This is a genomic window from Rhizobium sp. Root1220 (genome assembly GCF_001426265.1).
In the GTDB taxonomy this organism is placed as follows: Bacteria; Pseudomonadota; Alphaproteobacteria; order Rhizobiales; family Rhizobiaceae; genus Rhizobium.
On sequence record NZ_LMDG01000007.1, the window covers coordinates 72,926 to 96,821 of the forward strand.

23 protein-coding genes are annotated in these 23,896 nt (G+C 59.0%); all 23 read right to left on the reverse strand.

Going from position 1 to position 23,896, the window contains the following annotated elements; all coding sequences use genetic code 11:
• Positions 1-305: 305 nt before the first annotated feature.
• The 23 genes from ASC90_RS07565 to ASC90_RS07675 all read right to left on the reverse strand — a co-directional run bounded on the left by ASC90_RS07565 (position 306) and on the right by ASC90_RS07675 (position 23,641).
• Positions 306-989, reverse strand: a complete 684-nt coding sequence (locus tag ASC90_RS07565; protein ID WP_056537730.1) for an ABC transporter ATP-binding protein — start codon at positions 987-989, stop codon at positions 306-308.
• 14 nt (positions 990-1,003) lie between these two features.
• The gene (locus ASC90_RS07570; protein WP_056537732.1) at positions 1,004-2,311 is read right to left on the reverse strand and encodes a lipoprotein-releasing ABC transporter permease subunit; all 1,308 of its coding nucleotides are present in this window, start codon (positions 2,309-2,311) and stop codon (positions 1,004-1,006) included.
• Positions 2,312-2,328: 17 nt separating this feature from the next.
• Positions 2,329-3,651 (reverse strand): proline--tRNA ligase, encoded by a 1,323-nt coding sequence (gene proS / locus ASC90_RS07575; RefSeq protein ID WP_056537825.1) that lies wholly within the window; start codon positions 3,649-3,651, stop codon positions 2,329-2,331.
• Between the two features lie 577 nt (positions 3,652-4,228).
• Positions 4,229-4,507 carry a DUF1467 family protein gene (locus tag ASC90_RS07580; RefSeq protein ID WP_056537736.1) on the reverse strand — a complete coding sequence of 93 codons (279 nt, stop codon included), beginning with the start codon at positions 4,505-4,507 and terminating at the stop codon, positions 4,229-4,231.
• 127 nt (positions 4,508-4,634) lie between these two features.
• Positions 4,635-5,039 (reverse strand): methylmalonyl-CoA epimerase, encoded by a 405-nt coding sequence (gene mce / locus ASC90_RS07585; RefSeq protein WP_056537739.1) that lies wholly within the window; start codon positions 5,037-5,039, stop codon positions 4,635-4,637.
• A gap of 3 nt (positions 5,040-5,042) precedes the next feature.
• Entirely contained in the window at positions 5,043-6,713 is a 1,671-nt protein-coding gene (locus tag ASC90_RS07590; RefSeq protein ID WP_056537742.1) for a ribonuclease J, read from the reverse strand.
• A gap of 17 nt (positions 6,714-6,730) precedes the next feature.
• A complete protein-coding gene (locus ASC90_RS07595; RefSeq protein ID WP_056537745.1) occupies positions 6,731-7,495 on the reverse strand; it encodes a biotin--[acetyl-CoA-carboxylase] ligase in 765 nt (254 codons plus the stop codon).
• Positions 7,495-8,940, reverse strand: a complete 1,446-nt coding sequence (nuoN, locus tag ASC90_RS07600; RefSeq protein ID WP_056537748.1) for an NADH-quinone oxidoreductase subunit NuoN — start codon at positions 8,938-8,940, stop codon at positions 7,495-7,497. Before nuoN ends, ASC90_RS07595 begins: the two co-directional genes overlap by 1 nt.
• Positions 8,941-8,956: 16 nt before the next feature.
• Positions 8,957-10,468 (reverse strand): NADH-quinone oxidoreductase subunit M, encoded by a 1,512-nt coding sequence (locus ASC90_RS07605; RefSeq protein ID WP_056537751.1) that lies wholly within the window; start codon positions 10,466-10,468, stop codon positions 8,957-8,959.
• Entirely contained in the window at positions 10,468-12,468 is a 2,001-nt protein-coding gene (nuoL, locus tag ASC90_RS07610; RefSeq protein ID WP_056537754.1) for an NADH-quinone oxidoreductase subunit L, read from the reverse strand. Before nuoL ends, ASC90_RS07605 begins: the two co-directional genes overlap by 1 nt.
• 6 nt (positions 12,469-12,474) lie before the next feature.
• A complete protein-coding gene (gene nuoK, locus ASC90_RS07615; RefSeq protein ID WP_018900202.1) occupies positions 12,475-12,783 on the reverse strand; it encodes an NADH-quinone oxidoreductase subunit NuoK in 309 nt (102 codons plus the stop codon).
• 28 nt (positions 12,784-12,811) lie between these two features.
• A complete protein-coding gene (locus ASC90_RS07620; RefSeq protein ID WP_056537757.1) occupies positions 12,812-13,426 on the reverse strand; it encodes an NADH-quinone oxidoreductase subunit J in 615 nt (204 codons plus the stop codon).
• A gap of 144 nt (positions 13,427-13,570) precedes the next feature.
• Positions 13,571-14,062, reverse strand: a complete 492-nt coding sequence (gene nuoI / locus ASC90_RS07625) for an NADH-quinone oxidoreductase subunit NuoI (RefSeq protein ID WP_056537760.1) — start codon at positions 14,060-14,062, stop codon at positions 13,571-13,573.
• A gap of 40 nt (positions 14,063-14,102) precedes the next feature.
• Entirely contained in the window at positions 14,103-15,143 is a 1,041-nt protein-coding gene (nuoH, locus tag ASC90_RS07630) for an NADH-quinone oxidoreductase subunit NuoH (protein ID WP_056537763.1), read from the reverse strand.
• A 12-nt stretch (positions 15,144-15,155) separates the two neighbouring features.
• Positions 15,156-17,237 (reverse strand): NADH-quinone oxidoreductase subunit NuoG, encoded by a 2,082-nt coding sequence (gene nuoG / locus ASC90_RS07635; RefSeq protein WP_056537766.1) that lies wholly within the window; start codon positions 17,235-17,237, stop codon positions 15,156-15,158.
• A gap of 222 nt (positions 17,238-17,459) precedes the next feature.
• On the reverse strand, positions 17,460-18,098 hold the full coding sequence (locus ASC90_RS07640) for a helix-hairpin-helix domain-containing protein (RefSeq protein ID WP_056537769.1): 639 nt from the start codon (positions 18,096-18,098) through the stop codon (positions 17,460-17,462).
• A 6-nt stretch (positions 18,099-18,104) separates the two neighbouring features.
• Positions 18,105-19,409 (reverse strand): NADH-quinone oxidoreductase subunit NuoF, encoded by a 1,305-nt coding sequence (gene nuoF / locus ASC90_RS07645; protein WP_056537772.1) that lies wholly within the window; start codon positions 19,407-19,409, stop codon positions 18,105-18,107.
• 10 nt (positions 19,410-19,419) lie between these two features.
• Positions 19,420-20,532, reverse strand: coding sequence for an NADH-quinone oxidoreductase subunit E (locus ASC90_RS07650; protein ID WP_056537775.1), 1,113 nt, complete (start codon positions 20,530-20,532; stop codon positions 19,420-19,422).
• A gap of 16 nt (positions 20,533-20,548) precedes the next feature.
• The gene (locus ASC90_RS07655; RefSeq protein WP_056537778.1) at positions 20,549-20,821 is read right to left on the reverse strand and encodes a hypothetical protein; all 273 of its coding nucleotides are present in this window, start codon (positions 20,819-20,821) and stop codon (positions 20,549-20,551) included.
• The gene (locus ASC90_RS07660; protein WP_056537828.1) at positions 20,821-22,011 is read right to left on the reverse strand and encodes an NADH-quinone oxidoreductase subunit D; all 1,191 of its coding nucleotides are present in this window, start codon (positions 22,009-22,011) and stop codon (positions 20,821-20,823) included. Before ASC90_RS07660 ends, ASC90_RS07655 begins: the two co-directional genes overlap by 1 nt.
• 71 nt (positions 22,012-22,082) lie before the next feature.
• Positions 22,083-22,685, reverse strand: coding sequence for an NADH-quinone oxidoreductase subunit C (locus ASC90_RS07665; RefSeq protein WP_056537781.1), 603 nt, complete (start codon positions 22,683-22,685; stop codon positions 22,083-22,085).
• Positions 22,686-22,700: 15 nt separating this feature from the next.
• Positions 22,701-23,285, reverse strand: coding sequence for an NADH-quinone oxidoreductase subunit B (locus ASC90_RS07670; protein ID WP_056537784.1), 585 nt, complete (start codon positions 23,283-23,285; stop codon positions 22,701-22,703).
• Complete coding sequence (locus ASC90_RS07675) at positions 23,276-23,641, reverse strand: NADH-quinone oxidoreductase subunit A (RefSeq protein WP_056537832.1); 366 nt, start codon at positions 23,639-23,641, stop codon at positions 23,276-23,278. The genes ASC90_RS07670 and ASC90_RS07675 overlap by 10 nt, the downstream gene beginning before the upstream one ends.
• Positions 23,642-23,896 lie beyond the last annotated feature (255 nt).

Sequence of the window (23,896 nt, forward strand, 5' to 3'; positions counted from 1 at the left end):
TATCGCGGATCATATCAGTCATTTGGCTCTCCTGTGCTCTTATGTTTTTAATTTGTTCTTGTATTGTTCCATTGTCAACAGGAATCTTTTCTGCTCCGCCGTGGCGAATGCGATGCACAGCACATGATTAAGTTTGTCTTAACAAGCACAATGGCGCTCAATCCGGTCCCGTGAGGACGCAAATGAATCGATCCGGTGACTATTGTCGCGGGTGAGGCCAGCGCAAGCACCACCGACGGAATCGATCGCTGTCGGTTCGGAGAATTCCAGCATTGCTCGCGATCGCTGGGAGCAGGCGAAGGCCCTCAGAAATCCACGATCTTTCCATCGGTGATTGTCACGCGACGGTCCATGCGACCGGCAAGCTGATGATTGTGCGTCGCGATCAGGGCTGCAAGGCCCGATTGGCGCACCAGGGCTTCAAGGGCGTCGAAGACGTAGCTCGCCGTTTCCGGATCGAGATTTCCCGTCGGTTCGTCGGCGAGAAGCAGGCTCGGCGCGTTGGCGACCGCGCGCGCGATCGCCACGCGCTGCTGCTCTCCACCGGAGAGCTCCCCCGGACGGTGGGATCCGCGATGGCCGATGCGCATGTAGTCGAGCAGTTGCGCTGCGCGTTCCCTGGCATCCTTGCGCGGCAGGCCGGCAATCATCTGCGGCATCATGATGTTCTCGATGGCCGAGAACTCCGGCAGTAGATGATGGAACTGATAGACGAAGCCGATCTCGCTGCGGCGGATCGCCGTGCGCTTGTCGTCGGGCAGTCCGTCGCAGGGAAGGCCGTTGATCGTCACTTCACCGCCGTCTGGATGCTCCAGCAAGCCCGCAACGTGCAGCAAAGTCGACTTGCCGGTGCCCGACGGAGCGACGAGTGCGACGATCTCGCCGCTGTTCAGCGTGAAATCGGCACCCTTGAGGATCGAGAGCAGCGTCTCGCCCTGCCCATAGTAGCGCTCGACGCCGGAAAGCTTGAGAACGGTATTCCGCTTCATGAAATGAGCATTCCTTATTCGTAGCGCAGGGCCTGCACGGGGTCGAGCCTGGAGGCACGCCATGCCGGGAAGATCGTTGCGATGAAGGAGAGTGTCAGCGCCATGACCACGACCGAGATCGTCTCGTTGAGGTTCATCTCCGCGGGCAACTGGCTGAGGAAATAGAGCTGCGGGTCGAAGAGAACCGTTCCGGACACCCAGGAGAAGAACTCGCGGATCTTCTCGATGTTCACGCAGACGATAACGCCGAGCAGGACGCCGGCCAGCGTACCGACGATGCCGATTGCGGCACCGGTCATGAAGAAGATGCGCATGATGGCACCGGAACTTGCCCCCATTGTCCGCAGAATGGCGATATCGCTTCCCTTGTCCTTCACCAGCATGATGAGGCCGGAAATGATGTTGAGCGCAGCCACCAGGACGATCAGCGTCAGGATCATGAACATGACATTGCGCTCGACCTGCAGGGCCGAGAAGAAGGTCTGGTTGCGTTGCCGCCAGTCGCTGATGGCAATCTGGCGCCCCGCAGCCGCCTCGATCTTAGGCCGCATGGCATCGATGTCGTCTGGATTGTCAACGAAGAGCTCTATGGACTGAACGAGGCCCTCGGCATTGAAATAGAGCTGCGCCTCCTCGAGCGGCATGTAGATGATCGTCGCATCATACTCCGACATGCCGATCTCGAAGATGCCCGAGACCCTGTAGGATTTCACACGAGGATTGATGCCCATCGGGGTCACGTCACCTTCCGGTGATATCAACGTGATGTTGTCGCCTGCCTGAAGCCCGAGCTGGTCAGCCATTCGGGAGCCGATAAGAACGCCCTGCCCGGCCGCGAAACCGACCATATCGCCCGACTTGATGTTATCCGATACGGTCTTCACCTTCGGCAGATCCTCGGGCCGAATGCCGCGGACCAGTGCGCCTGTTCCAGCGCCGCCCTGTCCAGAGGCAAGTGTCTGCCCCTCCACGAGGGGAAGCGCGAGCTTTACGCCAGGCACCGCGGCGAGCCTGTCGGTGAGCGCCGCATAGTCTGTAAAGGGTCCATCGATCGGCTGTACGATCATGTGACCGTTGATGCCGAGAATCCGGGAAATCAGCTCTGTACGAAAGCCGTTCATGACCGCCATGACGATGATGAGCGTTGCAACGCCAAGCATGATACCGATGAAGGAGAAGCCGGCAATGACAGAGATAAACGCCTCCTTGCGGCGCGCGCGCAAATAGCGCCACGCCACAAGCCGCTCGAAGGCTGAAAATGGCCGGCTGGCCGGAGCCAAGCCGGATAAGGAACCCCGCTGGCTCACCGCTGCGTCTGCCATTTCGCCTCCTGCTTCCTTTAGCCCAAGAGCTTGTTGATCACCGCGTCGATGGTCATCGTTTCGCGAGCGCCGGTCTTTCGGTCCTTGACTTCCACCTCGCCGTTCGCGACCGCGCGCGGACCGGCAATGATCTGGACGGGAACGCCGATGAGGTCGGCGGTCGCAAACTTCGTGCCGGCACGATCGTCCGTGTCGTCATAGAGAACGTCCTTGCCGCCCTTCGTGAGTGCAGCATAGATGCTCTCGCAAGCCGTATCGCAGGCGCCGTCGCCGGCTTTCATATTGATAACAATCGCATCGAACGGCGCCACCGACTCCGGCCAGATGATTCCATTCTCGTCATGCGATGCTTCGATGATGGCGGGAACAAGGCGTGTCGGCCCGATACCGTAGGAACCCATGTGAACGTTGTGTTCCTTGCCGTCCGGGCCCTGCACCTTCGCACCCATCGGTTCGGAATACTTGGTGCCGAAATAGAATATGTGCCCGACCTCGATGCCGCGCGCGGAAAGGCGCTCGCTCTGCGGAATCGCGTTGAATGCTTCTTCATCGTGCATCTCCGACGTGGCCGCATAGACGGACGTCCACTTTTCGAAAATAGCATTCAGGCCAGCGACGTCGTCGAAATCGGTGTCGACTCCGGGAATATCGAAGTTGACGAAATCCTTGTGGCTGTAGACTTCGGACTCTCCGGTGTCGGCGAGAATGATGAATTCGTGACTGAGATCACCGCCGATCGGGCCGGTATCGGCACGCATGGGAATAGCGCGCAACCCGAGGCGATCGAAGGTGCGAAGATAGGCTGCGAACATCTTCTTGTAGGAATGCTCGGCGCCTTCCCTTGTCAAATCGAAGGAATAGGCATCCTTCATCATGAACTCGCGCGACCGCATCGTTCCAAATCGCGGACGGATCTCGTCCCGGAACTTCAGCTGAATATGATAGAGGTTGAGCGGCAGGTCCTTGTAGGACTTGACGTAGGAGCGGAAGATATCCGTCACCATTTCCTCGTTGGTCGGTCCGTACAGCATCGGGCGTTCCTGCCGGTCCTTGATGCGCAGCATTTCCTTGCCGTAGGCATCGTAACGACCGCTCTCCTGCCAGAGCTCAGCGGACTGAAGGGTCGGCATCGAAAGCTCGATGGCGCCCGAGCGGTTCTGTTCCTCGCGGATGATGTTGTTGACCTTGTCGAGCACCCGCTTGCCAAGCGGCAGCCAGGAATAGATACCCTGCGACTGCTGCCGGATCATGCCGGCACGCAGCATCAACCGGTGAGAGACGATTTCCGCCTCCTTGGGATTTTCCTTGAGGATGGGCATGAAGTAGCGGGACATACGCATGGCGAAATTCCAGAGCAGTTGAGATGCCGCCGGAAAGCGGAATCGAAGGCAAACGTGAATATTGGGAGCGTTCATAGCCGCTTCGCCGAAGGAAAGAAACCCGCGATAGACGCGAGCAGCCTCCCGTATAAGCAAGTTCGCGGTGCGGAAACCAACGCCCGCAGAAAACCCCACAATTATAATGGTTTGAGCGAAATCCTTATCAACAGAAAAAAAACGCTAGGGTGTAGTAAAAATGCAAAAAAGCTGATGACAAAGCCCAATCTTTGAGCTAGCTTGAGCCCACAAAACAGGCAGGGAGGTAAATCCCTGCCGAATTCGCGGTCAAGTCTTGGGAGGATCAGATCTTAGGCGCGCTTGTCGCAGCCCCGGTAACGGATAAGGATCACGCGATACTTAAAACAAGGCTTTTAGCCTTGTTTTTTTTGCTTTTTTGCTTCCCAACATCTGCGGGAAAAGCCCGTCCTTACGCAACGTTGCTTATGCATAACGCTACGTCAGCTCAATGCAGCAATTGCATGACAGGCGTGTGACAAGAGGTGGCGACACATGCCCAAAGCTTGAGCAAAAGCTCCAATCAGTTCTTGAAGCTGGGGCCGATCTGCGGCAAGGCGTCGAAACCCCATCCGAAGTAGTTCGAAGAAATGTACCAGGCGCCATAGATGACAGCCGATATGATGGTCGTCAGCGAGAAGACGAAGAGCGGACGAAAGCGGGACGGCGCGCTGTGAACCGTGCCAAGCACGATGTCATTGTCTTCCGCCTGGGTGCGAAGGCCGATCGGCAGGACCGCAAAGAGGGTGATCCACCATACGATGAAATAAACGGCGAAGCCCTGGAGAAACAACTGTAGCATCGAACGTCCCGCTGACCGCTTGTATGAAAATCGCACTGGGTGTGCTTATAGAGCCGAACGGCAGTCAACTCAAAGCGCCTTCCACGGCTTTCTTATTTTTTGATGGTAGCGGGTCACTCTGACGCAGTCAGACTTGCTCGATCTCGATCAAGGTCCCGAAAAAATCCTTCGGATGCAGGAAGAGCACTGGTTTTCCATGGGCGCCGATCTTTGGATCGGGACTACCAAGTACCCTCGCCCCCGCCTGGATGAGATGCTCGCGAGCGGCAAGGATATCAGACACTTCGTAGCAAATATGATGCATGCCGCCGGACGGATTCTTTTGCAGAAAAGCAGCGATCGGGGAGTCTGGACCGAGCGGCTCTAGCAGCTCCAACTTGGTATTCGGCAGTTCGACGAAAACAACGGTGACGCCGTGTTCCGATAGCACTTGCGGCGCAGACACGCTTGCTCCGAGCGTGTCGCGATACGCCGTCACGGCCGCCGCGAGATCCGGAACGGCGATCGCGATGTGGTTGACACGGCCGAGCATAGGTCAGACCTTGGTGACGAACACGGTAACGATCGGCTTCTTTCCCCATATCTGGTTCGCAGCAGAGCGTATGGCTCGGCGGGCGGATTCCTGCAAAAGATCCAGATCCTTGCGGCGAGCGCGGGGAATGCTTTCGATAGCGCCGACCGCAGCCTCGAAGAGCGCGTCCTCCATGTCATCGCCTTCATCGTCGTACTGTGGAAGGCCGATCGCGACGAGGTCAGGTTCGCCAACCATGTCATAGCGACCGTCTATCACGAAGTTGAAAGCCACGTGACCGACGTAGGAAAGCTTCTTGCGCTCGCCGATGCCCATCTCATCGAAATCACCGATGAGAATACCGTCTTTGTAAATGCGGCCATGTGGTGCCTCATCGATCACCTCGACAGGACCGGGCGCGAGGCGCAGAACGTCGCCATTGCGGACACGCGGCACTATGGAGATGCCGGACTGCTCGGCAAGCTCCTTGTGCGCCGTCAGGTGTGTCGGCTCACCGTGAACCGGAACAACCACCTTTGGGCGGGTCCATTGGTACATCTTCTGTAGCTCGTTTCGGCGTGGGTGCCCGGAGACGTGAACCAGTGCTTCGTTGTCGGTAATGACATGAACGCCCTGCTCGACGAGGCCGTTCTTGATATCCTGGATGGCCTTCTCATTGCCCGGAATGGCACGAGACGAGAAGACCACTATGTCACCGGCCGCCAGCGCCACGTTGCGCATCTCGTCGCGAGAAAGCTTGGCAAGCGCCGCGCGGGACTCGCCCTGGCTACCCGTCAGGATGACCACGACCTTGTCACGCGGAATATAGCCGTAGTCTTCCTCGGAAATGAATGGCTTCACGCCTTCCATCAGGCCGACATCGCGCGAGACGTCCACGACCCGCTTGAGCGAGCTGCCGAGCAGCAACACCTCGCGGCCAGCGGCCTCCGCTGCTTCGGCAATGGTTCTGATCCGGCCGACATTCGAAGAGAAGGTGGTGATCGCGACACGCCCTACGGCGTTTTCGATGATCTTGCGCAAGCTCTCGGAGACGTCTTTCTCGGAGGGCGAAACTCCGTCCCGAAGCGCATTCGTCGAGTCGCACATCAGCGCCAGCACGCCTTCATCGCCGAGTTGGCGGAAGCGCGTCTCGTCGGTCAGCGGGCCAAGCGACGGTTCATGGTCGATCTTCCAGTCGCCGGTATGAATGACATTGCCTGCGGGTGTGCGGATCATCAGCGACATCGGTTCGGGAATGGAGTGATTGACACCCACGCCCTCGATACTGAAGGGACCAACGTTGATCGTATCGCCCGCCGTAAACGGCGTAATCGGGATCTCGCCTATGGTGGACTTCTCGTAACTCCGCTTGGCCTCCAGCAACCCCGCCGTGAAGTTCGATGCGTACACCGGCACGTTCAGCCCCGGCCAGAGGTCGGCCAGCGCACCGTAGTGATCCTCGTGCGCATGGGTAATGATGATCGCCTTCAGGCTCTTGCGCTGCTTGGCAAGGAACCGGATGTCAGGCAACACCAAATCGACGCCCGGCAAATCCGGGCCGGGAAACGTGACGCCGCAGTCGACCATGATCCACTGGCGATGCTCGGACGGGCCATAGCCATACAGGGCGAGATTCATACCGATCTCGCCGACGCCGCCCAAAGGCAGAAATACCAGTTCGTCCTGCTTCGCCATATTGCTTGTTTTTCCAATCATCCAAAGAAGACGTCGCCGGCGGCAATCGTCATCATCCTGCCTGCCCCAGTATCGAGCATCAACAGGCCATTATCATCAATTCCGTTGAAGTGGCCGGAAATCGACCGGTCCGGCAGGTTCACGGTTATCTTTTCACCGATGCCGCAGGCAAGCTGCCGCCAACGCGCGGTGATCGCGCGAATACCGCGGCCGCGATCCCACGCGCTCAACACCTCCGCCATGGCGGCGAAGAGATGCGCGAAGAGTTCCTCGGGGGACGCGGCGCTCCCCTGCTCGCGGATACATGTCACGGGGTACAGAGGATTGTCCGGCATCACGGACACGTTGATGCCGATGCCGATGACCAGCGCATGCCGCCCATCGGGCAAGGTCTCGCCTTCGACGAGAATGCCGCAGGTCTTCTTGCGTCCAATCAGGATGTCGTTCGGCCATTTCACTTCAAGCGGCTCGGCGGAGACGGGAAGGACCGCGCGCACCGCCTGATGGACGGCCACGGCGATCGCCAGCGGTAATGAACCGAGGCGCTCCATCGGTGCCGGATCGATCAGGAGAAGGGAAGCATAGAGATTACCCCGCTCGGATACCCACGGGCGTCCGCGACGACCGCGGCCACCGGTCTGCTTTTCCGCGGTGATCCAGAGAAGGCCGCGGTCCCCTGCCCGAGCGCGGGCAAGGCATTCGCTATTGGTCGATGACGTCTCCGACAGAGCCTCGTGCCGGAAATCGTCGAGCGACATCCGGCGCCGTGCGTCGAAGCTCATCAGAAGAGCGTCGCAGCAGCAAGCTCGGCTGCACCACCGATCGGACCGCCAATGAGCACATAGGCCAGAACGAAGAGGCCGGAAACACCGAAGACCAGACGCAGAGAGCCGGACACCCGCGCGAATTCGCCGGTGGCTTCATCGAACCACATCAGCTTGATGACGCGCAGATAGTAGTACGCACCGACGACTGAAGCGAGCACGCCAATCACAGCGAGCGCATAGAGCTTGGCTTCGATTGCGGCCACGAACACGAAGTATTTCGCGAAGAAGCCGGCGAGTGGTGGAATACCGGCGAGCGAGAACATCAGGATGGTCAGAACCGTCGCCATGAAGGGATTGGTGGTCGAAAGACCCGCCAGATCAGCAACATTCTCAACGACAGTGCCGTCCTTGCGGCGCATCGACATGATGATCGCAAAGCTGCCGAGCGTCATGACCATATAGATGACCATGTAGAGCATCACACCCGAAACGCCTGTCTGCGAACCAGCGGCAAGGCCGACCAGCGCATAGCCCATGTGACCGATCGAGGAATAGGCCATCAGTCGCTTGATGTTCTTCTGTCCGATTGCAGCGAAGGAACCGAGCAGCATCGAGGCGATCGAGATGAACACGACGACCTGTTGCCAATCGGCCAGGACCGGTTGGAAGGCCGTGATGACGATGCGCGTCATCATCGCCATCGCGGCGATCTTCGGGGCGCTTGCCAGGAACGCGGTCACCGGCGTGGGGGCACCCTCATAGACGTCGGGCGTCCACATATGAAACGGAACCGCCGAAATCTTGAAGGCAATGCCGGCCAGGATGAAGACCAGACCGAAGATCAGGCCGAGCGACCGAGCACCATCGACCGTCAAAGCCTCGGCGATGGCCGCAAACTGCGTGTGGCCAGTGAAGCCGTAGACAAGCGACATGCCGTAGAGCAGCATCCCCGAGGACAGCGCGCCTAGCACGAAGTACTTGAGGCCCGCTTCCGTCGACTTGACGCTGTCGCGGTTGATCGCGGCAATCACGTAGATGGCAAGCGATTGCAGCTCGAGGCCGAGATAGAGCGAAATCAGGTCGTTTGCCGAGATCATCAACAGGATGCCGAGCGTGCAGAGCACGAGCAGGACCGGGAACTCGAACTTGTCGAGCTGGTTCTCCTTGGCAAGGCCGAGCGACATGAACAGCGCCACGATGGAGCCTATCAATGCCGTGACCTTCATGAAGCGGCCGAAGCCGTCCGACAGGAAGACACCACCATAGGCGAGCCCCTCGCTCGGCACGAAGATGAGCCAGAGCGCCGCGGCCGCCAGCACGATCAGCGCCAGAATGCTGACCATGCGGCCGGAGCGTTCACCAGAGAAGACGCCGATCATCAGCAGCACCAGAGCACCGACCGCGAGGATCAGCTCCGGAATGGAAAGATGAAGGCTTGCGAGAAGTGTTTCAGAGGTCATGTCCCAAGTCCCGTCATCATTTCATCGACAGCGCAACATCATGCGCTGCCTGGACTGCGGCCGAATAGCTATGAACCAGCTGGTCAACGGACGCAGCGGTCACGTCGAAAACAGGAGCCGGATAGACGCCGAAGAAGATTGTCAGTGCGATCATCGGATAGAGGATCAATTGTTCGCGTGGCGTCAGGTCGAGGAGAGCCTTGAGCTTCTCCTTTTCCAGCGCGCCGAAGATTACCCGGCGATAGAGCCAGAGCGCGTAGGCAGCCGACAGGATCACGCCCGTCGCGGCGAATAGTGCAACCCAGCTGTTGACGCGGAAGACACCGATCAGTGTCAGGAATTCGCCGACAAAGCCCGACGTGCCGGGAAGGCCGACGTTAGCCATCGTGAAGACCATCATCGCGACCGCGTATTTCGGCATGTTGTTGACGAGACCGCCATACGCCGCGATTTCACGAGTATGCGTGCGATCGTAGACGACGCCGACGCACAGGAAGAGCGCGCCCGAGACGATGCCGTGCGACAGCATCTGGAAGATTGAGCCCTGAAGACCCTGAGCGTTGGCCGCGAAGATACCCATCGTCACGTAACCCATGTGGGCGACGGAGGAATAAGCGATCAGTTTCTTGATGTCGTCCTGCATCAGCGCCACCAAGGAGGTGTAGATGATGGCTATGACCGACAGCGCGAAGACGAGAGGCGCGAAGAATTCGGACGCAACGGGGAACATGCCGATCGAGAACCGGATCAGGCCGTAGCCACCGAGCTTCAGCATGACGCCGGCGAGGATGACGGAGCCTGCAGTCGGCGCCTGAACGTGCGCGTCGGGAAGCCACGTATGCACCGGCCACATCGGCATCTTGACCGCGAACGAAGCGAAGAACGCCAGCCACAGCCACGTCTGCATGTGGGGCGGGAAATTGAAGGCTAGCAGCGCCTGAATATCCGTCGTGCCGGCCTGCCAGTACATCGCCATGATGGCGAGCAGCATCAGAACCGAGCCGAGCAGAGTATACAGGAAGAACTTGTAGCTGGCGTAGACGCGATCCTTGCCGCCCCAGATGCCGATGATCAGGAACATCGGGATAAGGCCGGCTTCGAAGAACACATAGAAGAGGACGATGTCGAGCGACACGAAGACGCCGACCATCATCACTTCCAGCACCAGGAAGGCGATCATGTATTCCTTCAGCCTCTTCTCGATCGTGAACCAGCTGGCCAGGATGCAGAAGGGCATGAGGAAGGTGGACAGAATAACGAACAGCATCGAGATGCCGTCGATACCAAGGTGATAGCTGATGCCCGTGCCAAGCCAACCGTGCTTCTCGACCATCTGGAAGCCCGGGTTCGCGTTGTCGAAACCGATCCAGATGAGCAGCGAGAGAGCGAACGTCACCACGGTCGTCAGCAAGGTGATGTTGAGCACGTTGCGACGGCCGTTCGGGCCGTTTTCATTCATCAGCAGAAGGAGCACCACGCCGACGAACGGCAGGAAGGTGACCGTGGAAAGAATAGGCCAATCGGTCATCACAGGGCACTCCCGAGCATCATCCAGGTAACAAGCGCTGCGACACCGATCAGCATCGCGAACGCGTAATGATAGACGTAACCGGTCTGCAGGCGCACCACGCGATTGGTGACATCGACGACGCGGGCGGCGATGCCGTTCGGGCCATAGGTGTCGATGACGCCGATATCGCCCTTCTGCCACAGGAAGCGACCGAGCGCCTTAGCCGAGCGGACGAAGAGAAAGTCGTAGAGCTCGTCGAAGTACCACTTGTTCAGGAGGAACTGGTAGAGCACGCGATGTTGCCGTGCGAGCACCGCCGGTGTCGATGGCGACTTGATGTACATGTACCAAGCAATGACGAAGCCGACGACCATCGCGATGAACGGGCTGAGCGCAACCCAAGCCGGAACGTGATGGAAATGCTCCAGCAATTCGTTGTGCTCGGAGGTGAAAAGCGCGCCCTTCCAGAACTCGGCGTACTCCTCGCCGTAAAAGCGGCCTTCGAACAACCATCCGGCGAAGACTGCACCAAGAGCAAGAATGTAGAGCGGCACGAGCATGACCTGCGGAGATTCATGGACGTGATGCATGACCTCATGCGACGCGCGCGGCTTGTTGAAAAAGGTCATGAACATCAGGCGCCACGAGTAGAAGCTCGTGAACAGGGCGGCAATGACCAGCATCGCAAAGGCAAAGCCGGCAACCGGCGAATGCGATGCGTACGTAGCCTCGATGATGACGTCCTTCGAGAAGAAGCCGGCAAAGCCGATCGGGGTAAAGGGAATACCGACGCCCGTGATCGCCAGCGTGCCGATCAGCATCATGTAGAACGTGACTTTGATGTGCGGACGCAGACCGCCCATGTGACGCATGTCCTGTTCACCATCGACGGCGTGGATGACCGAGCCGGCGCAAAGGAACAGAAGCGCTTTGAAGAAGGCGTGCGTGAACAGGTGGAAGATGGCTGCGCCATAAGCGCCGACGCCAAGGGCCACGAACATGTAGCCAAGCTGCGAACAGGTCGAATAGGCGATCACGCGCTTGATGTCATTCTGCACGAGGCCGACGGTCGCCGCGAAGAAGGCGGTGATCGCCCCGATGATCGTCACCACGGTCAGGGCATCAGGCGACAGTTCGAACAGCGGCGACATGCGGGCGACGAGGAAGACGCCGGCGGTAACCATGGTTGCGGCATGGATGAGCGCCGAAACGGGTGTCGGGCCTTCCATGGCGTCCGGAAGCCAGGTGTGCAGCAGGAACTGCGCCGACTTGCCCATCGCGCCCATGAAGAGCAGCAGGCAGGCGCCCGTCAGCGCGTGAGCCTTGTCGAGGTGCATGCCGAACAGGTTGAGAACAATCTCGCCGCCCTCACCGCCACCTTCGGCCGGAGCGAAGCTCGCAGCGTTGGCGAAGATGGTGTCGAGATTGATGGCACCGAACAGAACAAAGAGGCTCGCAATGCCGAGGATGAAGCCGAAGTCGCCGACGCGGTTGACAATGAAGGCCTTCATGGCCGCAGCGTTTGCAGACGGCTTCTTGAACCAGAAGCCGATGAGCAGATAGGACGCCAGACCCACGCCTTCCCAGCCGAAGAACATCTGGGCAAGGTTGTCGGATGTCACCAGCATCAGCATGGCGAAGGTGAAGAGCGACAAATAGGCAAAGAAGCGCGGGCGATGCGGGTCGTGATGCATGTACCCGATCGAATAGACGTGAACCAGCGTCGAGACCGTGTTGACGACGATCAGCATGACGGAGGTCAGCGTATCGATGCGCAGCGACCAGGAGACGTCGATGCCCCCGGACTGGATCCAGCGCAGCACTTCGACCTTGATCGGGCCTCCCTCGACGTGCCCCATGCCGACGGTAATAAAAACGTACCAGGACAGGACCGCGGCGATGATCATCAAGCCTGTTGTAACGAATTCCGATGCCTTGGAGCCGATCGCGCGGCCGAAAAGACCGGCAATGATCGCGCCGATCAGCGGAAGAAAGACGATAGCCTTATATAAAAACATGAGCCCTCAGCCCTTCATCATATTGACGTCTTCCACCGCGATGGAGCCGCGGTTGCGGTAGAAGACGACGAGAATTGCGAGACCGATAGCCGCTTCAGCAGCAGCGACGGTCAGAATGAACAATGCAAAGACCTGGCCGACGATGTCGTTCAGGAACGACGAGAAGGCGACCATGTTGATGTTGACCGCGAGCAGAATGAGCTCGATCGACATCAGGATAACGATGATGTTCTTCCGATTAAGGAAGATGCCGAAGACGCCGAGCGTGAAGAGGATGGCGCTGACCGTCAGGTAATGGGAAAGTCCGATGACCATTGTGTTTTTCCTTAAGCTCGCGCCTGCCTCAAAGGCCCTGCCCCGGCGTCACCTTGACCACCTCAACGGCGGTCTTCGGATTGCGGGCAACCTGATTGGCAATGTTCTGCCGCTTGATGTGCGTGCGATGCTTGAGCGTAAGCACGATTGCTCCGATCATCGCCACCAGCAGCACCAAGCCGGCAATTTCAAAGAAGTAGACGTAGTTGGTGTAGAGCACGTCGCCGAGTGCCGCCGTGTTGGTTCGCTCCGTGACTGCCGGGATCGGCATTGCGACCGACTTGGCGATTTCAGGGGAGATCACCGTACCGCCGACCACAACGATGAGTTCCGCGGCGAGGATCACCCCGATCAATGCGCCGATCGGCGCATATTCGAGAACGCCGGCGCGCAACTCCGTGAAGTCGATGTCGAGCATCATCACCACGAAGAGGAAGAGAACGGCCACGGCGCCCACATAAACGACAAGCAGGATCATCGCCAGAAATTCGGCGCCGAGCAGCAGGAACAGGCCTGCCGCGTTGAAGAAAACCAGGATCAGGAAGAGAACCGAATGAACCGGGTTCTTCGACCAGATGACCATGAACGCCGACGCTATCGCGATAAAGGCGAAAAGATAGAAAAATAGAGCCTGCAGACCCATGTTGGTGCCTTTTTCATCTTCCCCCGGGCAGCCGGGAGTATCCCTGCCCGATGAAGCATTGCGTGGACATATCCAGGCAAAGCCTCGGTGCATGTTGACCGGAAGACGCGCGCTACGCAGCCTCTTCCGGCATTTCAATTGCGATCAGCGGTAAGGAGCATCCAGCGCGATGTTGCGCGCGATTTCACGCTCCCATCGGTCGCCGTTCTCCAGAAGTCGCGCCTTGTCGAAGTAAAGTTCTTCGCGGGTTTCCGTTGCAAATTCGAAATTCGGACCTTCGACGATCGCATCGACCGGGCATGCCTCCTGGCAGAAACCGCAGTAGATGCACTTCACCATGTCGATGTCATAACGTACCGTCCGACGCGTTCCATCGTTGCGGCGCGGGCCGGCTTCGATGGTGATCGCCTGGGCAGGACAGATTGCTTCGCAGAGCTTGCAGGCGATGCAGCGCTCTTCACCGTTGGGATAACGGCGCAATGCGTGCTCGCCACGGAAGCGCGGGCTGACCGGTCCCTTTTCAAACGGGTAGTTGATCGTCGCCTTCTGCTTGAAAATGTAGCGGAAGGTCAACCAGAACGCGCTGATGAATTCCATGAGGAACAACGAACTGACAGCGTTGGACAAGCCTGCCATCTTCAATCTCCAAAATTGCATGAAACGAGAGCAGGCATGATCACGAACCCATCAGTTTCAGCACGAATGCAACAATGACGACCATGGCCAGCGACAGAGGAAGGAAGACCTTCCAGCCGAGGCGCATCAGCTGGTCATAGCGGTAGCGCGGGACGAATGCCTTGACCATCGCGAACATGAAGAACACCAGGCACGACTTCAGCATGAACCAGATGATGCCGGGAACCCAGTTCAGGAACCAGACGTCAACCGGCGGCAGCCAGCCTCCAAGGAACAGGATCGTCGTCAGCGAGCACATCAGCACGATGGCTGCGTATTCGCCGAGCATGAACATCATGTAGAGCGCGGAGCCATATTCGACCATGAAGCCGGCAACGAGTTCCGATTCCGCTTCCGGAAGATCGAAGGGCGGACGGTTCGTTTCAGCAAGCGCCGAAATGAAGAAGATGATGAACATCGGGAACAGAGCCAGCCAATGCCAATCCAGAAAGGATGACGGCAGGCCGATGCGGGTTCCGATGCCGCTCTGCTGAGCGTGAACGATATCGGTCAGGTTCAGCGAACCTACGCAGAGCAAGACAGTGACAATGACGAAACCGATCGAGACTTCGTAGGACACCATCTGTGCCGCGGAGCGAAGCGCGCCCAGGAAGGGGTACTTCGAGTTCGAAGCCCAGCCCCCCATAATGACGCCATAGACTTCGAGCGACGAGATCGCGAAGATGTAGAGGATACCGACATTGATGTTCGCGATGACCCAGCCATCGGCAAACGGCACGACGGCCCAGGTGGCAAGCGCCAGAAGCACGGTCACCAGCGGCGCCAGAAGGAAGACTGCCTTGTCGGCGCCGGCCGGAATAATGGGTTCCTTGAAGACAAACTTCAAAAGGTCGGCGAAGGACTGGAAAAGACCGAACGGACCCACCACATTCGGACCACGGCGCAGCTGGACGGCTGCCCAGATCTTGCGGTCAGCCAACAGAATGTAGGCGATGAACACGAGCAGGCAGACGAGGACAAGAAGCGACTGACCGACCATGATCAGGCCCGGCCAGACGTATGTTGAGAAAAATGATTCCATAGTCCCCTGCCCTTACTCTGCCGCGACTTTGAAGTTGTTGCGGGCCAATGCCGAGCACTCAGCCATGACGGCAGAGGCGCGTGCGATTGGGTTCGTCAAATAGAAGTCTTTCACAGGCGACGCAAACCCGGATTTGTTCATCTTGCCGGCTTTTTTCGCAACTGCGGCAATTTTGGCGCTGTCGCTTTCGGCGATCTCATCGAGTGCCGCGAAATGCGGGAAAGCTGCATACAGCTTAGTGCGCAACTGGCTCAGCGAATCAAACGGGAGCTTCTTGCCGAGCACGTCGGAGAGCGCACGAATGATCGCCCAGTCTTCGCGGGCATCGCCCGGTGCGAAGCCGGCGCGGTTGCCCATCTGGACGCGACCCTCGGTGTTGACCCAGATACCGGACTTTTCGGTGTAGGCAGCCGCTGGCAGGATGACGTCGGCGTTCTGCGCGCCTTCATCGCCGTGCGAGCCAATGTAGACCGTGAGCTTGGCCTTCTTGGCTGCGAAGTTCAGTTCGTCCGCGCCGAGCAAGAAGAGCACATCCATCGCGGTCAGCATTTCAGCCGCATTGACGCCCTTGGCACCAGGGACGAAGCCGAGGTCGAGGCCGCCGACGCGCGATGCGGCCGTGTGCAGGACAGCAAAGCCGTTCCAGCCTTCGACAATAGCACCGACATTGCCCACGAGCTTGGCCGCGCTTGCAAGAACGCCTGAGCCGTCGGTGCGTGCGAGCGCACCCTGGCCTATGATGATAAGTGGCTTCTTGGCATCAGCCAGAACCTTGGCGAAGGCGTGGTTGCCGTCGACGAGTTCCTTCAATGTATCTGGGCCGGCGCCGAGGTATTCATAGTCATAGCGCAGTTCGCCAGCTTCGCCGATCACACCGATCGGGAAGTTCCCGCGACGCCAGCGCTTGCGGATACGCGCGTTGAGAACGGCCGCTTCGAAGCGCGGGTTGGCACCGATGATGAGCAGCGCGTCCGCCTGCTCGATGCCCTCGATCGTCGGGTTGAAGACGTAGCTTGCACGACCGAGCGACGGATCGAGTGCCGTGCCATCCTGACGACAGTCGAGGTTCTCTGAACCGAGCGACTTCACAAGTTCGGAAAGCGCGTACATTTCTTCGACCGAGGCGAGGTCGCCAGCAATCGCGCCGATCTTCTCGCCGGTCGTGGTCGAAACCGCAGCCTTGATCACGCCGAACGCTTCACCCCAAGTGGCAGGCTGCAGGCGGCCGTCCTTGCGGACATACGGCTTGTCGAGGCGCTGCGTCTTCAGGCCGTCCCAGATGAAGCGGCTCTTGTCGGAAATCCATTCTTCGTTGATCTGGTCGTTGACACGCGGCAGGACGCGCATCACTTCGCGGCCACGCGTATCGACACGGATCGCAGAACCAAGCGCGTCCATGACGTCGATCGATTCGGTCTTGTTCAGCTCCCACGGACGCGCCGTGAAGGCAAAAGGCTTGGAGGTGAGCGCACCGACCGGGCAAAGATCAACGACGTTACCCTGCAGCTCGGAGGTCATCGCCTGCTCGAGGTAAGTGGTGATTTCCGCATCTTCGCCGCGACCGATCAGACCAAGCTCGGCGATGCCGGCGACTTCGGTCGTAAAGCGAACGCAGCGCGTGCAGTGGATACAACGGTTCATGACCGTCTTGACGAGCGGGCCGATGTACTTGTCTTCGACGGCGCGCTTGTCTTCCTGATAGCGCGAGCTGTCGATGCCGAAAGCCATCGCCTGATCCTGCAGATCGCATTCGCCACCCTGGTCGCAGATCGGGCAATCCAGCGGATGGTTGATCAGCAGGAACTCCATCACGCCTTCGCGGGCCTTCTTGACCATCGGCGTGTTGGTAAAGACCTCGGGCAGTTCGCCGTTCGGGCCGCCACGGATGTCGCGCACGCCCATGGCGCAAGATGCCTGCGGCTTCGGCGGGCCACCCTTCACCTCAACGAGGCACATGCGGCAGTTGCCGGCAACCGAAAGGCGCTCATGGAAGCAGAAGCGCGGAACTTCAGCGCCGGCTTCCTCACACGCCTGAATGAGGGTGTAATGATCCGGGACTTCGATCTCGTTACCGTCAATCTTCAGTTTTACCATCGTCACTCAGTCCTGTTTTCCGTTCGCCGGATGACGGCAAACAAACCTAGTTTGCAACGCTTCCACTGCCAGGCCGGATTTTGCCCGCTAGCACCGGTGTCGTCCCAATTCTGTTTCCGCTCCCGAAACCGGGACCGGTATCCGGCATCTGCAACGTCAGGCCCCTGCCCGCCCGAAGATCCGCCTTAATCTCGCTCCGGCCCATTCATCCGGCCAAAAAATTCACGTCCGCTTCCGGCTCTTTGCCGATAGGGCCTTTGCCTGAGCCACCCAACCGTCGCGCATGATGCGACCGTCGAAGCCGAGTTCCGCGTCGATCCGGGCGATATCCTCGTTCGACCAGACTGCAATGTCCGCGAAACTACGGATACCCCTGGCATTCAGCACCTGCTCCAGCTTCGGTCCGATACCGGAGAGTTGCTTCAGGTCATCAGCCTTCTTGCCGGGCGCCGCCGACTTCGCCTTTGGCGCTGACTTTGCCGTCGCAACCGGCTCTGATGCAGGAACCACCGCAAGCTTCACCCTGCTCGACACCCTCGTCGCTGGTATCGGGCGAATATTTTCAGGTTTGACTTCGACTTGCGGCTTTCCCTCTTCCGGCGGCGTCGCATCGAGCGCTGCTGACAGCTTGCTGGATGCCTCCATCGCGCCTCGAATGGCTCCGAAGAACGCGCCGGCCATCTGCGTCGAAAAGCCAAACCCGATCGCTGTCGCGGCAGCCATGGCGGCCGCGGGATTGACCATTAGTGGCGGCAATGGCAAGACGCGGGCGTTCTCGATCATCTCGGCAGCAAGACGGCCGAAGTCGGCCGAGAAATCGGCGACTCCTTCCTTCTCATTGCTGTCGGACGTCTTCGTCATCAAGCCTTACTCTGCTGCCTCGAGAACCGCGCCATGATCGAGCGCGCTGGCCGTGTACTGGTCGATGCGCGCTTCGATCTCGGGACGGAAGTTACGGATCAAACCCTGCACCGGCCATGCGGCGGCATCGCCAAGCGCACAGATGGTGTGGCCTTCGATCTGCTTGGTAACCTGGAACAGCATGTCGATTTCGCGCTTCTGGGCGTTGCCCTTGGCCATGCGTTCCATCACGCGCCACATCCAGCCGGTGCCTTCGCGGCACGGCGTGCACTGGCCGCAGCTCTCGTGCTTGAAGAAGGCCGAGATACGGGCAATCGCCTTGATGACGTCGGTGGACTTGTCCATGACGATCGCAGCCGCGGTACCGAAGGACGAACCGACAGCGCGCAGGCCATCGAAGTCCATCGGGCAGTCAATGATGTCCTTGGCAGGAACGATCGGGCACGACGCACCGCCCGGAATGACGGCGAGCAAGTTGTCCCAGCCGCCGCGGATGCCTCCGGCGTGACGATCGACGAGCTCACGGAAAGTGATGCCCATTTCCTCTTCGACGGTGCACGGCTTGTTGACGTGGCCCGACAGCATGAACAGCTTGGTGCCGACATTGTTCGGGCGGCCTATGGAGGAGAACCAGCCAGCGCCGCGACGCAGGATCGTCGGAGCAACGGCGATCGATTCGACGTTGTTGACCGTCGTCGGGCAGCCGTAGAGACCCATATTGGCAGGAAACGGCGGCTTCAGGCGCGGTTGGCCCTTCTTGCCTTCGAGGCTTTCGAGCAGCGCGGTTTCTTCACCGCAGATGTAGGCGCCGGCGCCGTGGTGGACATAGATTTCCATGTCCCAGCCAAGCTTGTTGTTCTTGCCGAGCAGACCGTAATCGTAGCACTCGTCGATTGCCGCCTGGAGGGCCTCACGCTCACGGATGTATTCGCCGCGGACGTAGATATAGGCCACATTTGCGCCCATGGCGAAGCTCGCGATCACGCAGCCTTCGATCAGCGTATGCGGATCGTGGCGCATGATGTCGCGGTCTTTGCAGGTACCTGGCTCCGACTCGTCGGCGTTGACGACGAGGTAGTGCGGGCGTCCGTCGCTTTCCTTCGGCATGAAGGACCACTTGAGACCGGTCGGGAAGCCTGCGCCGCCGCGGCCGCGAAGGCCGGAAGCCTTCATCTCGTTGATGATCCAGTCGCGACCCTTTTCGAGGATCTGCTTGGTGCCGTCCCAGTTGCCGCGGCTCATCGCGCCCTTCAGGGACTTGTCCTTGAGGCCGTAGATATTGGTAAAGATGCGATCTTTATCTTGTAACATGCTTCACCTCTTACCGCGGCTTCTTACCGAAGACCTTGATATATTCCGCTTCGCCGCCCTTGGCGAGCGCCTTGGCCTGCTTGATCCAGTCATCGCGCTCGATGCGGCCCTTGAAATTCAGGTAGCCGTCAACCCATTCGCGCTCGGCTTTCTTCCAGCCCGCGACCTGCGCGAAGGTGAAGATACCGAGTTCGTGGAGCGTGCCTTCAATCTTCGGACCGACGCCCGAGATCAGCTTCAGGTCATCGATCGCGGCGGGCTTTTCGATCCCGGCCGGACGGTTCTTGTCGGTCAGCGTCGGCTTTGCTGTTGCCTCCACCGGAGCAGCGACACCTGGCTGTTCTTCAACGGCCTTGGCGTTCTTCGCGGCAGCCTTCGGCGCCGTGACCGGAGTCTTCAAGGCCGGGTTGGTCTCGGCGTCGGTGCTCTTGGGCCGAGCTGCTTCCGTCGGCGCAGCCGGAGCGGATACGGCTTCGGCATCTGCCTTCTTGGCGCGCGTCTTGGTCTTCGGCTCGTCGCTGAGAAGCGATGTCGAGCCGCCTTCCGGTGCCGAGAAGTGACGATCGATCTGTGGGCCGGGCGTAACGCTTGCGCCATTACCGGCTTCGAACGTGTCGATGATCTCGCCCAGACGCTCAGGCGTCAGGTCTTCATAGGTATCCTTGCCAATCATTACCATGGGTGCGTTGACGCAAGCCCCGAGACATTCGACTTCTTCCCAGGACAGCGTGCCTTCAGCATTCCGCTCGAACGGATGATGATGGATCTTGCTCTTGCAGACCGACATCAGGCCTTCCGAACCGCGCAGCATGCAGGGCGTGGTGCCGCAGACCTGGATATGCGCGCGTGTACCGACCGGTCCCAACTGGAACTGCGTATAAAAGGTCGCAACCTCGAGAACGCGGATGTAGGCCATCTCAAGCATGTCGGCGACCTTTTCGATCGCAGCACGCGTGACCCAGCCGTCCTGCTCCTGTGCGCGCATCAACAGCGGGATAACCGCTGATTGCTGACGGCCTGCGGGATATTTCTGGATCGTCTTGTACGCCCAGGCCTCGTTCTCGCCATTGAAGGCGAAACCGGCAGGCTGGAATTGATCTTCGGCTAATCGACGAACGGACATTCTTCCTCACGCCTTGTCAGTTTAGGGCGCCACACTGCGATGCAGTCAGTGACTTCATATCGCAAGCGTAGGCCGACTGGTCTTTTTGCAAAAACACAACGAACTTGCCGCCGTTTGGAATGGCAGCCTTGATTTCATATCCCTTGGACAAGAGATCGCCCATGGAAGACCTCGCCGCTGGCGGTGTCACCTCGTCCTGGCCCAGCTTGGGACCAAGCCCCCCGGCCTCCTGTGCGAAAACACCGGAAGCCGAAAGCAAGACAATGGTGGCGAGCGGCAGCAAACGCATCAGCGGTCAACCTCGCCGAACACGATGTCGAGCGAACCGAGAACGGCCGTCACGTCTGCAAGCATATGGCCCTTGCACAGGAAATCCATTGCCTGGAGATGCGCATAGCCCGGCGCACGGATCTTGCAGCGGTACGGCTTGTTGCTGCCATCTGCGACGACGTAGACGCCGAACTCGCCCTTCGGCGCTTCGACGGCTGCATATACCTCGCCTGCGGGTACGTGATAACCTTCGGTATAAAGCTTGAAGTGGTGGATCAGCGCTTCCATCGACCGCTTCATCTCGCCGCGCTTCGGAGGCACGACCTTGCCGTCGATCGACGAGACAGGACCGGTCTTGGCGCTACCCATAAGGCGTTCGACGCATTGCTTCATGATGCGCACCGACTGGCGCATCTCGATCATGCGGATCAGGTAGCGATCGTAGCAGTCGCCGTTCTTTCCGATCGGAATGTCGAATTCCATATCGTTGTAGCATTCGTAGGGCTGCGAACGACGCAGATCCCACGCAGCGCCCGAACCGCGAACCATTACGCCCGAGAAGCCCCACGACCATGCGTCCTCCAGCGAGACGACGCCGATATCGACGTTACGCTGCTTGAAAATACGGTTGTCGGTCAGAAGCCCTTCGATATCATCGAGGATCTTCAGGAATGGATCGCACCACTTGCCGATATCCTCGACCAGCTCCGGCGGAATATCCTGATGGACGCCGCCCGGACGGAAGTAGGCCGAGTGCATACGGGCGCCGCAAGCGCGCTCGTAAAAAATCATCAGCTTTTCGCGCTCTTCGAAGCCCCAGACCGGCGGCGTCATTGCACCGACGTCCATTGCCTGCGTCGTCACGTTCATAATGTGCGACAGGATACGTCCGATTTCCGAATAGAGAACACGGATCAGCTGACCGCGAATCGGGATTTCGAGCTTCAGCATCTTTTCGACGGCGAGCGCGAATGCATGTTCCTGATTCATCGGCGCGACGTAGTCGAGGCGATCAAAATAAGGAACCGCCTGCAGGTACGTCTTGGTCTCGATCAGCTTTTCGGTGCCGCGGTGCAGAAGGCCGATGTGCGGATCGACGCGCTCGATGATTTCACCATCGAGTTCAAGCACGAGACGCAGAACACCGTGCGCGGACGGGTGCTCCGGTCCGAAATTGATCGTAAAGTTGCGAACGTTATGTTCAGTCATAGCGACGCGCTCCGCGCTGGCAATTGGCATGAGACGACGAACGGAGAGGCTTCAAGTATCTGGGCTTCATCTTACGTCGCCGCCTTCTCGTCTCCCGGCAGCACGTAGTCGGTGCCTTCCCAGGGAGACATGAAGTCGAAATTGCGGAATTCCTGCTTCAGTTCGACGGGCTCGTAGACCACGCGCTTTGCCGCATCGTCATAGCGCACCTCGACGTAACCGGTCGTCGGGAAATCCTTGCGGAGCGGATGACCTTCAAAACCATAATCCGTGAGGATACGGCGAAGGTCGGCATGACCGGAGAACGGAATGCCATACATGTCCCAGGCTTCACGCTCGAACCACTCGGCACCCTTGTAGACCGATGTCGCTGAGGGAACCGCGTCGCCGTCCGCCACGGCAACCTTGATCCGGACGCGCAGGTTCTGCTTCGGCGATAGCAGGTGGTAGACGACGTCAAAGCGCTTTTCGCGCTGCGGCCAGTCAACACCGCAAATATCGATCATGCTGATGAAGCCGCAGCGAGCATCGTCGCGCAGGAACGCCAGCAGCGCCAGAATCGTTTCCGGCGTTGCAAGCACATTCAGCTCATCGTGGCTGATGAATGCATCGAGAAATAGATCGCCGCGCACCTCGCGGAGATAAGACGACAGTTCGCTCAAGGCTTCAGTCATGACAGTCCTCCGCCCTTAGCGCTCGATCGTTCCGGTTCGACGGATCTTCTTCTGCAAAAGCAGCACCCCATAGAGCAGTGCTTCTGCCGTGGGGGGACAGCCCGGCACGTAGATATCGACAGGAACGACACGGTCGCAACCACGCACGACCGAATAGGAATAGTGATAGTAGCCGCCGCCGTTTGCGCAGGATCCCATCGAGATGACGTAGCGCGGCTCGGGCATCTGGTCGTAGACCTTGCGGAGCGCAGGCGCCATCTTGTTGGTCAGCGTGCCAGCCACGATCATGACGTCTGACTGGCGCGGCGATGCGCGCGGAGCAACACCGAAGCGCTCCATGTCGTAGCGCGGACCGGAAACCTGCATCAGGCCCTCAACGGCGCAGCAAGCCAATCCGAACTGCATCCACATCAGCGACCCCGTGCGCGCCCAGGTAATCAGATCGCGGGTCGAGGTGACGAGGAAGCCCTTGTCGGCCAATTCATCGTTAATTTCACCGAAGAAGGCACTGTCGTTCCCGATCGGCTTGCCCGTTGCGGGGTCGATAACGCCTTTCGGGTGCGGAGCGACGAGCGCCTTGTCGCTTGGGGCTACTCCCATTCCAGGGCTCCCTTTTTCCATTCATAAATAAAGCCGATGGTCAAAACACCAAGGAAGACCATCATGGACCAGAAGCCGAACCAGCCGATCGCGCCGAACGAAACGGCCCACGGAAAGAGGAAGGCGACTTCCAGGTCGAAGATGATGAAGAGAATCGACACCAGATAGAAGCGGATATCGAACTTCATGCGAGCGTCGTCGAATGCGTTGAAGCCGCATTCGAAGGCCGAAAGCTTTTCCGAATCAGGCGCCTTGTAGGCAACGGCGAAAGGCGCGATCAAAAGCGACAGGCCGATTACAAGGGCGATAGCAATGAAAATGGCGATCGGAATATAGGAACTGAGCAGTCCAGTCATCAGGTTCATCCCTGCTTGCCGGCTGCGCCGAGAGGCGCGAATGGGCATTTGCCCGGCAAGCGAACGTGCGTTGCAACAAGCCGTGGTTATCGCAGCCGGAGCCACGGCGCAAGACTTTTAGAGGGTCAATTCGAGCTGTCGATGTGCGACATTATCAAGCAGATGCAATGATGTCGCGACAAATTCGCAGAAGTTGATTCAGCTGCATGACAGCCCCCCGGATATTGCATGGCTCATTGAAGGCGCAGAGCAAGG

What these genes read in the sequence shown, in the direction of transcription:
- ASC90_RS07665 (WP_056537781.1), bottom strand. Translation starts at nt 22,685, where the DNA reads ATGACTGAAGCCTTGAGCGAACTGTCGTCTTATCTCCGCGAGGTGCGC.
- nuoK (WP_018900202.1), bottom strand. Translation starts at nt 12,783, where the DNA reads ATGGTCATCGGACTTTCCCATTACCTGACGGTCAGCGCCATCCTCTTC.
- ASC90_RS07670 (WP_056537784.1), bottom strand. Translation starts at nt 23,285, where the DNA reads ATGGGAGTAGCCCCAAGCGACAAGGCGCTCGTCGCTCCGCACCCGAAA.
- ASC90_RS07660 (WP_056537828.1), bottom strand. Translation starts at nt 22,011, where the DNA reads ATGACTGAACATAACGTTCGCAACTTTACGATCAATTTCGGACCGGAG.
- ASC90_RS07595 (WP_056537745.1), bottom strand. Translation starts at nt 7,495, where the DNA reads ATGAGCTTCGACGCACGGCGCCGGATGTCGCTCGACGATTTCCGGCAC.
- ASC90_RS07565 (WP_056537730.1), bottom strand. Translation starts at nt 989, where the DNA reads ATGAAGCGGAATACCGTTCTCAAGCTTTCCGGCGTCGAGCGCTACTAT.
- nuoN (WP_056537748.1), bottom strand. Translation starts at nt 8,940, where the DNA reads ATGACCTCTGAAACACTTCTCGCAAGCCTTCATCTTTCCATTCCGGAG.
- nuoI (WP_056537760.1), bottom strand. Translation starts at nt 14,062, where the DNA reads ATGGCAGGCTTGTCCAACGCTGTCAGTTCGTTGTTCCTCATGGAATTC.
- nuoF (WP_056537772.1), bottom strand. Translation starts at nt 19,409, where the DNA reads ATGTTACAAGATAAAGATCGCATCTTTACCAATATCTACGGCCTCAAG.
- ASC90_RS07620 (WP_056537757.1), bottom strand. Translation starts at nt 13,426, where the DNA reads ATGGGTCTGCAGGCTCTATTTTTCTATCTTTTCGCCTTTATCGCGATA.
- nuoG (WP_056537766.1), bottom strand. Translation starts at nt 17,237, where the DNA reads ATGGTAAAACTGAAGATTGACGGTAACGAGATCGAAGTCCCGGATCAT.
- nuoL (WP_056537754.1), bottom strand. Translation starts at nt 12,468, where the DNA reads ATGTTTTTATATAAGGCTATCGTCTTTCTTCCGCTGATCGGCGCGATC.
- ASC90_RS07605 (WP_056537751.1), bottom strand. Translation starts at nt 10,468, where the DNA reads ATGACCGATTGGCCTATTCTTTCCACGGTCACCTTCCTGCCGTTCGTC.
- ASC90_RS07650 (WP_056537775.1), bottom strand. Translation starts at nt 20,532, where the DNA reads ATGTCCGTTCGTCGATTAGCCGAAGATCAATTCCAGCCTGCCGGTTTC.
- ASC90_RS07655 (WP_056537778.1), bottom strand. Translation starts at nt 20,821, where the DNA reads ATGCGTTTGCTGCCGCTCGCCACCATTGTCTTGCTTTCGGCTTCCGGT.
- ASC90_RS07640 (WP_056537769.1), bottom strand. Translation starts at nt 18,098, where the DNA reads ATGACGAAGACGTCCGACAGCAATGAGAAGGAAGGAGTCGCCGATTTC.
- ASC90_RS07675 (WP_056537832.1), bottom strand. Translation starts at nt 23,641, where the DNA reads ATGACTGGACTGCTCAGTTCCTATATTCCGATCGCCATTTTCATTGCT.
- mce (WP_056537739.1), bottom strand. Translation starts at nt 5,039, where the DNA reads ATGCTCGGCCGTGTCAACCACATCGCGATCGCCGTTCCGGATCTCGCG.
- proS (WP_056537825.1), bottom strand. Translation starts at nt 3,651, where the DNA reads ATGCGTATGTCCCGCTACTTCATGCCCATCCTCAAGGAAAATCCCAAG.
- nuoH (WP_056537763.1), bottom strand. Translation starts at nt 15,143, where the DNA reads ATGGAATCATTTTTCTCAACATACGTCTGGCCGGGCCTGATCATGGTC.
- ASC90_RS07590 (WP_056537742.1), bottom strand. Translation starts at nt 6,713, where the DNA reads ATGGCGAAGCAGGACGAACTGGTATTTCTGCCTTTGGGCGGCGTCGGC.
- ASC90_RS07580 (WP_056537736.1), bottom strand. Translation starts at nt 4,507, where the DNA reads ATGCTACAGTTGTTTCTCCAGGGCTTCGCCGTTTATTTCATCGTATGG.
- ASC90_RS07570 (WP_056537732.1), bottom strand. Translation starts at nt 2,311, where the DNA reads ATGGCAGACGCAGCGGTGAGCCAGCGGGGTTCCTTATCCGGCTTGGCT.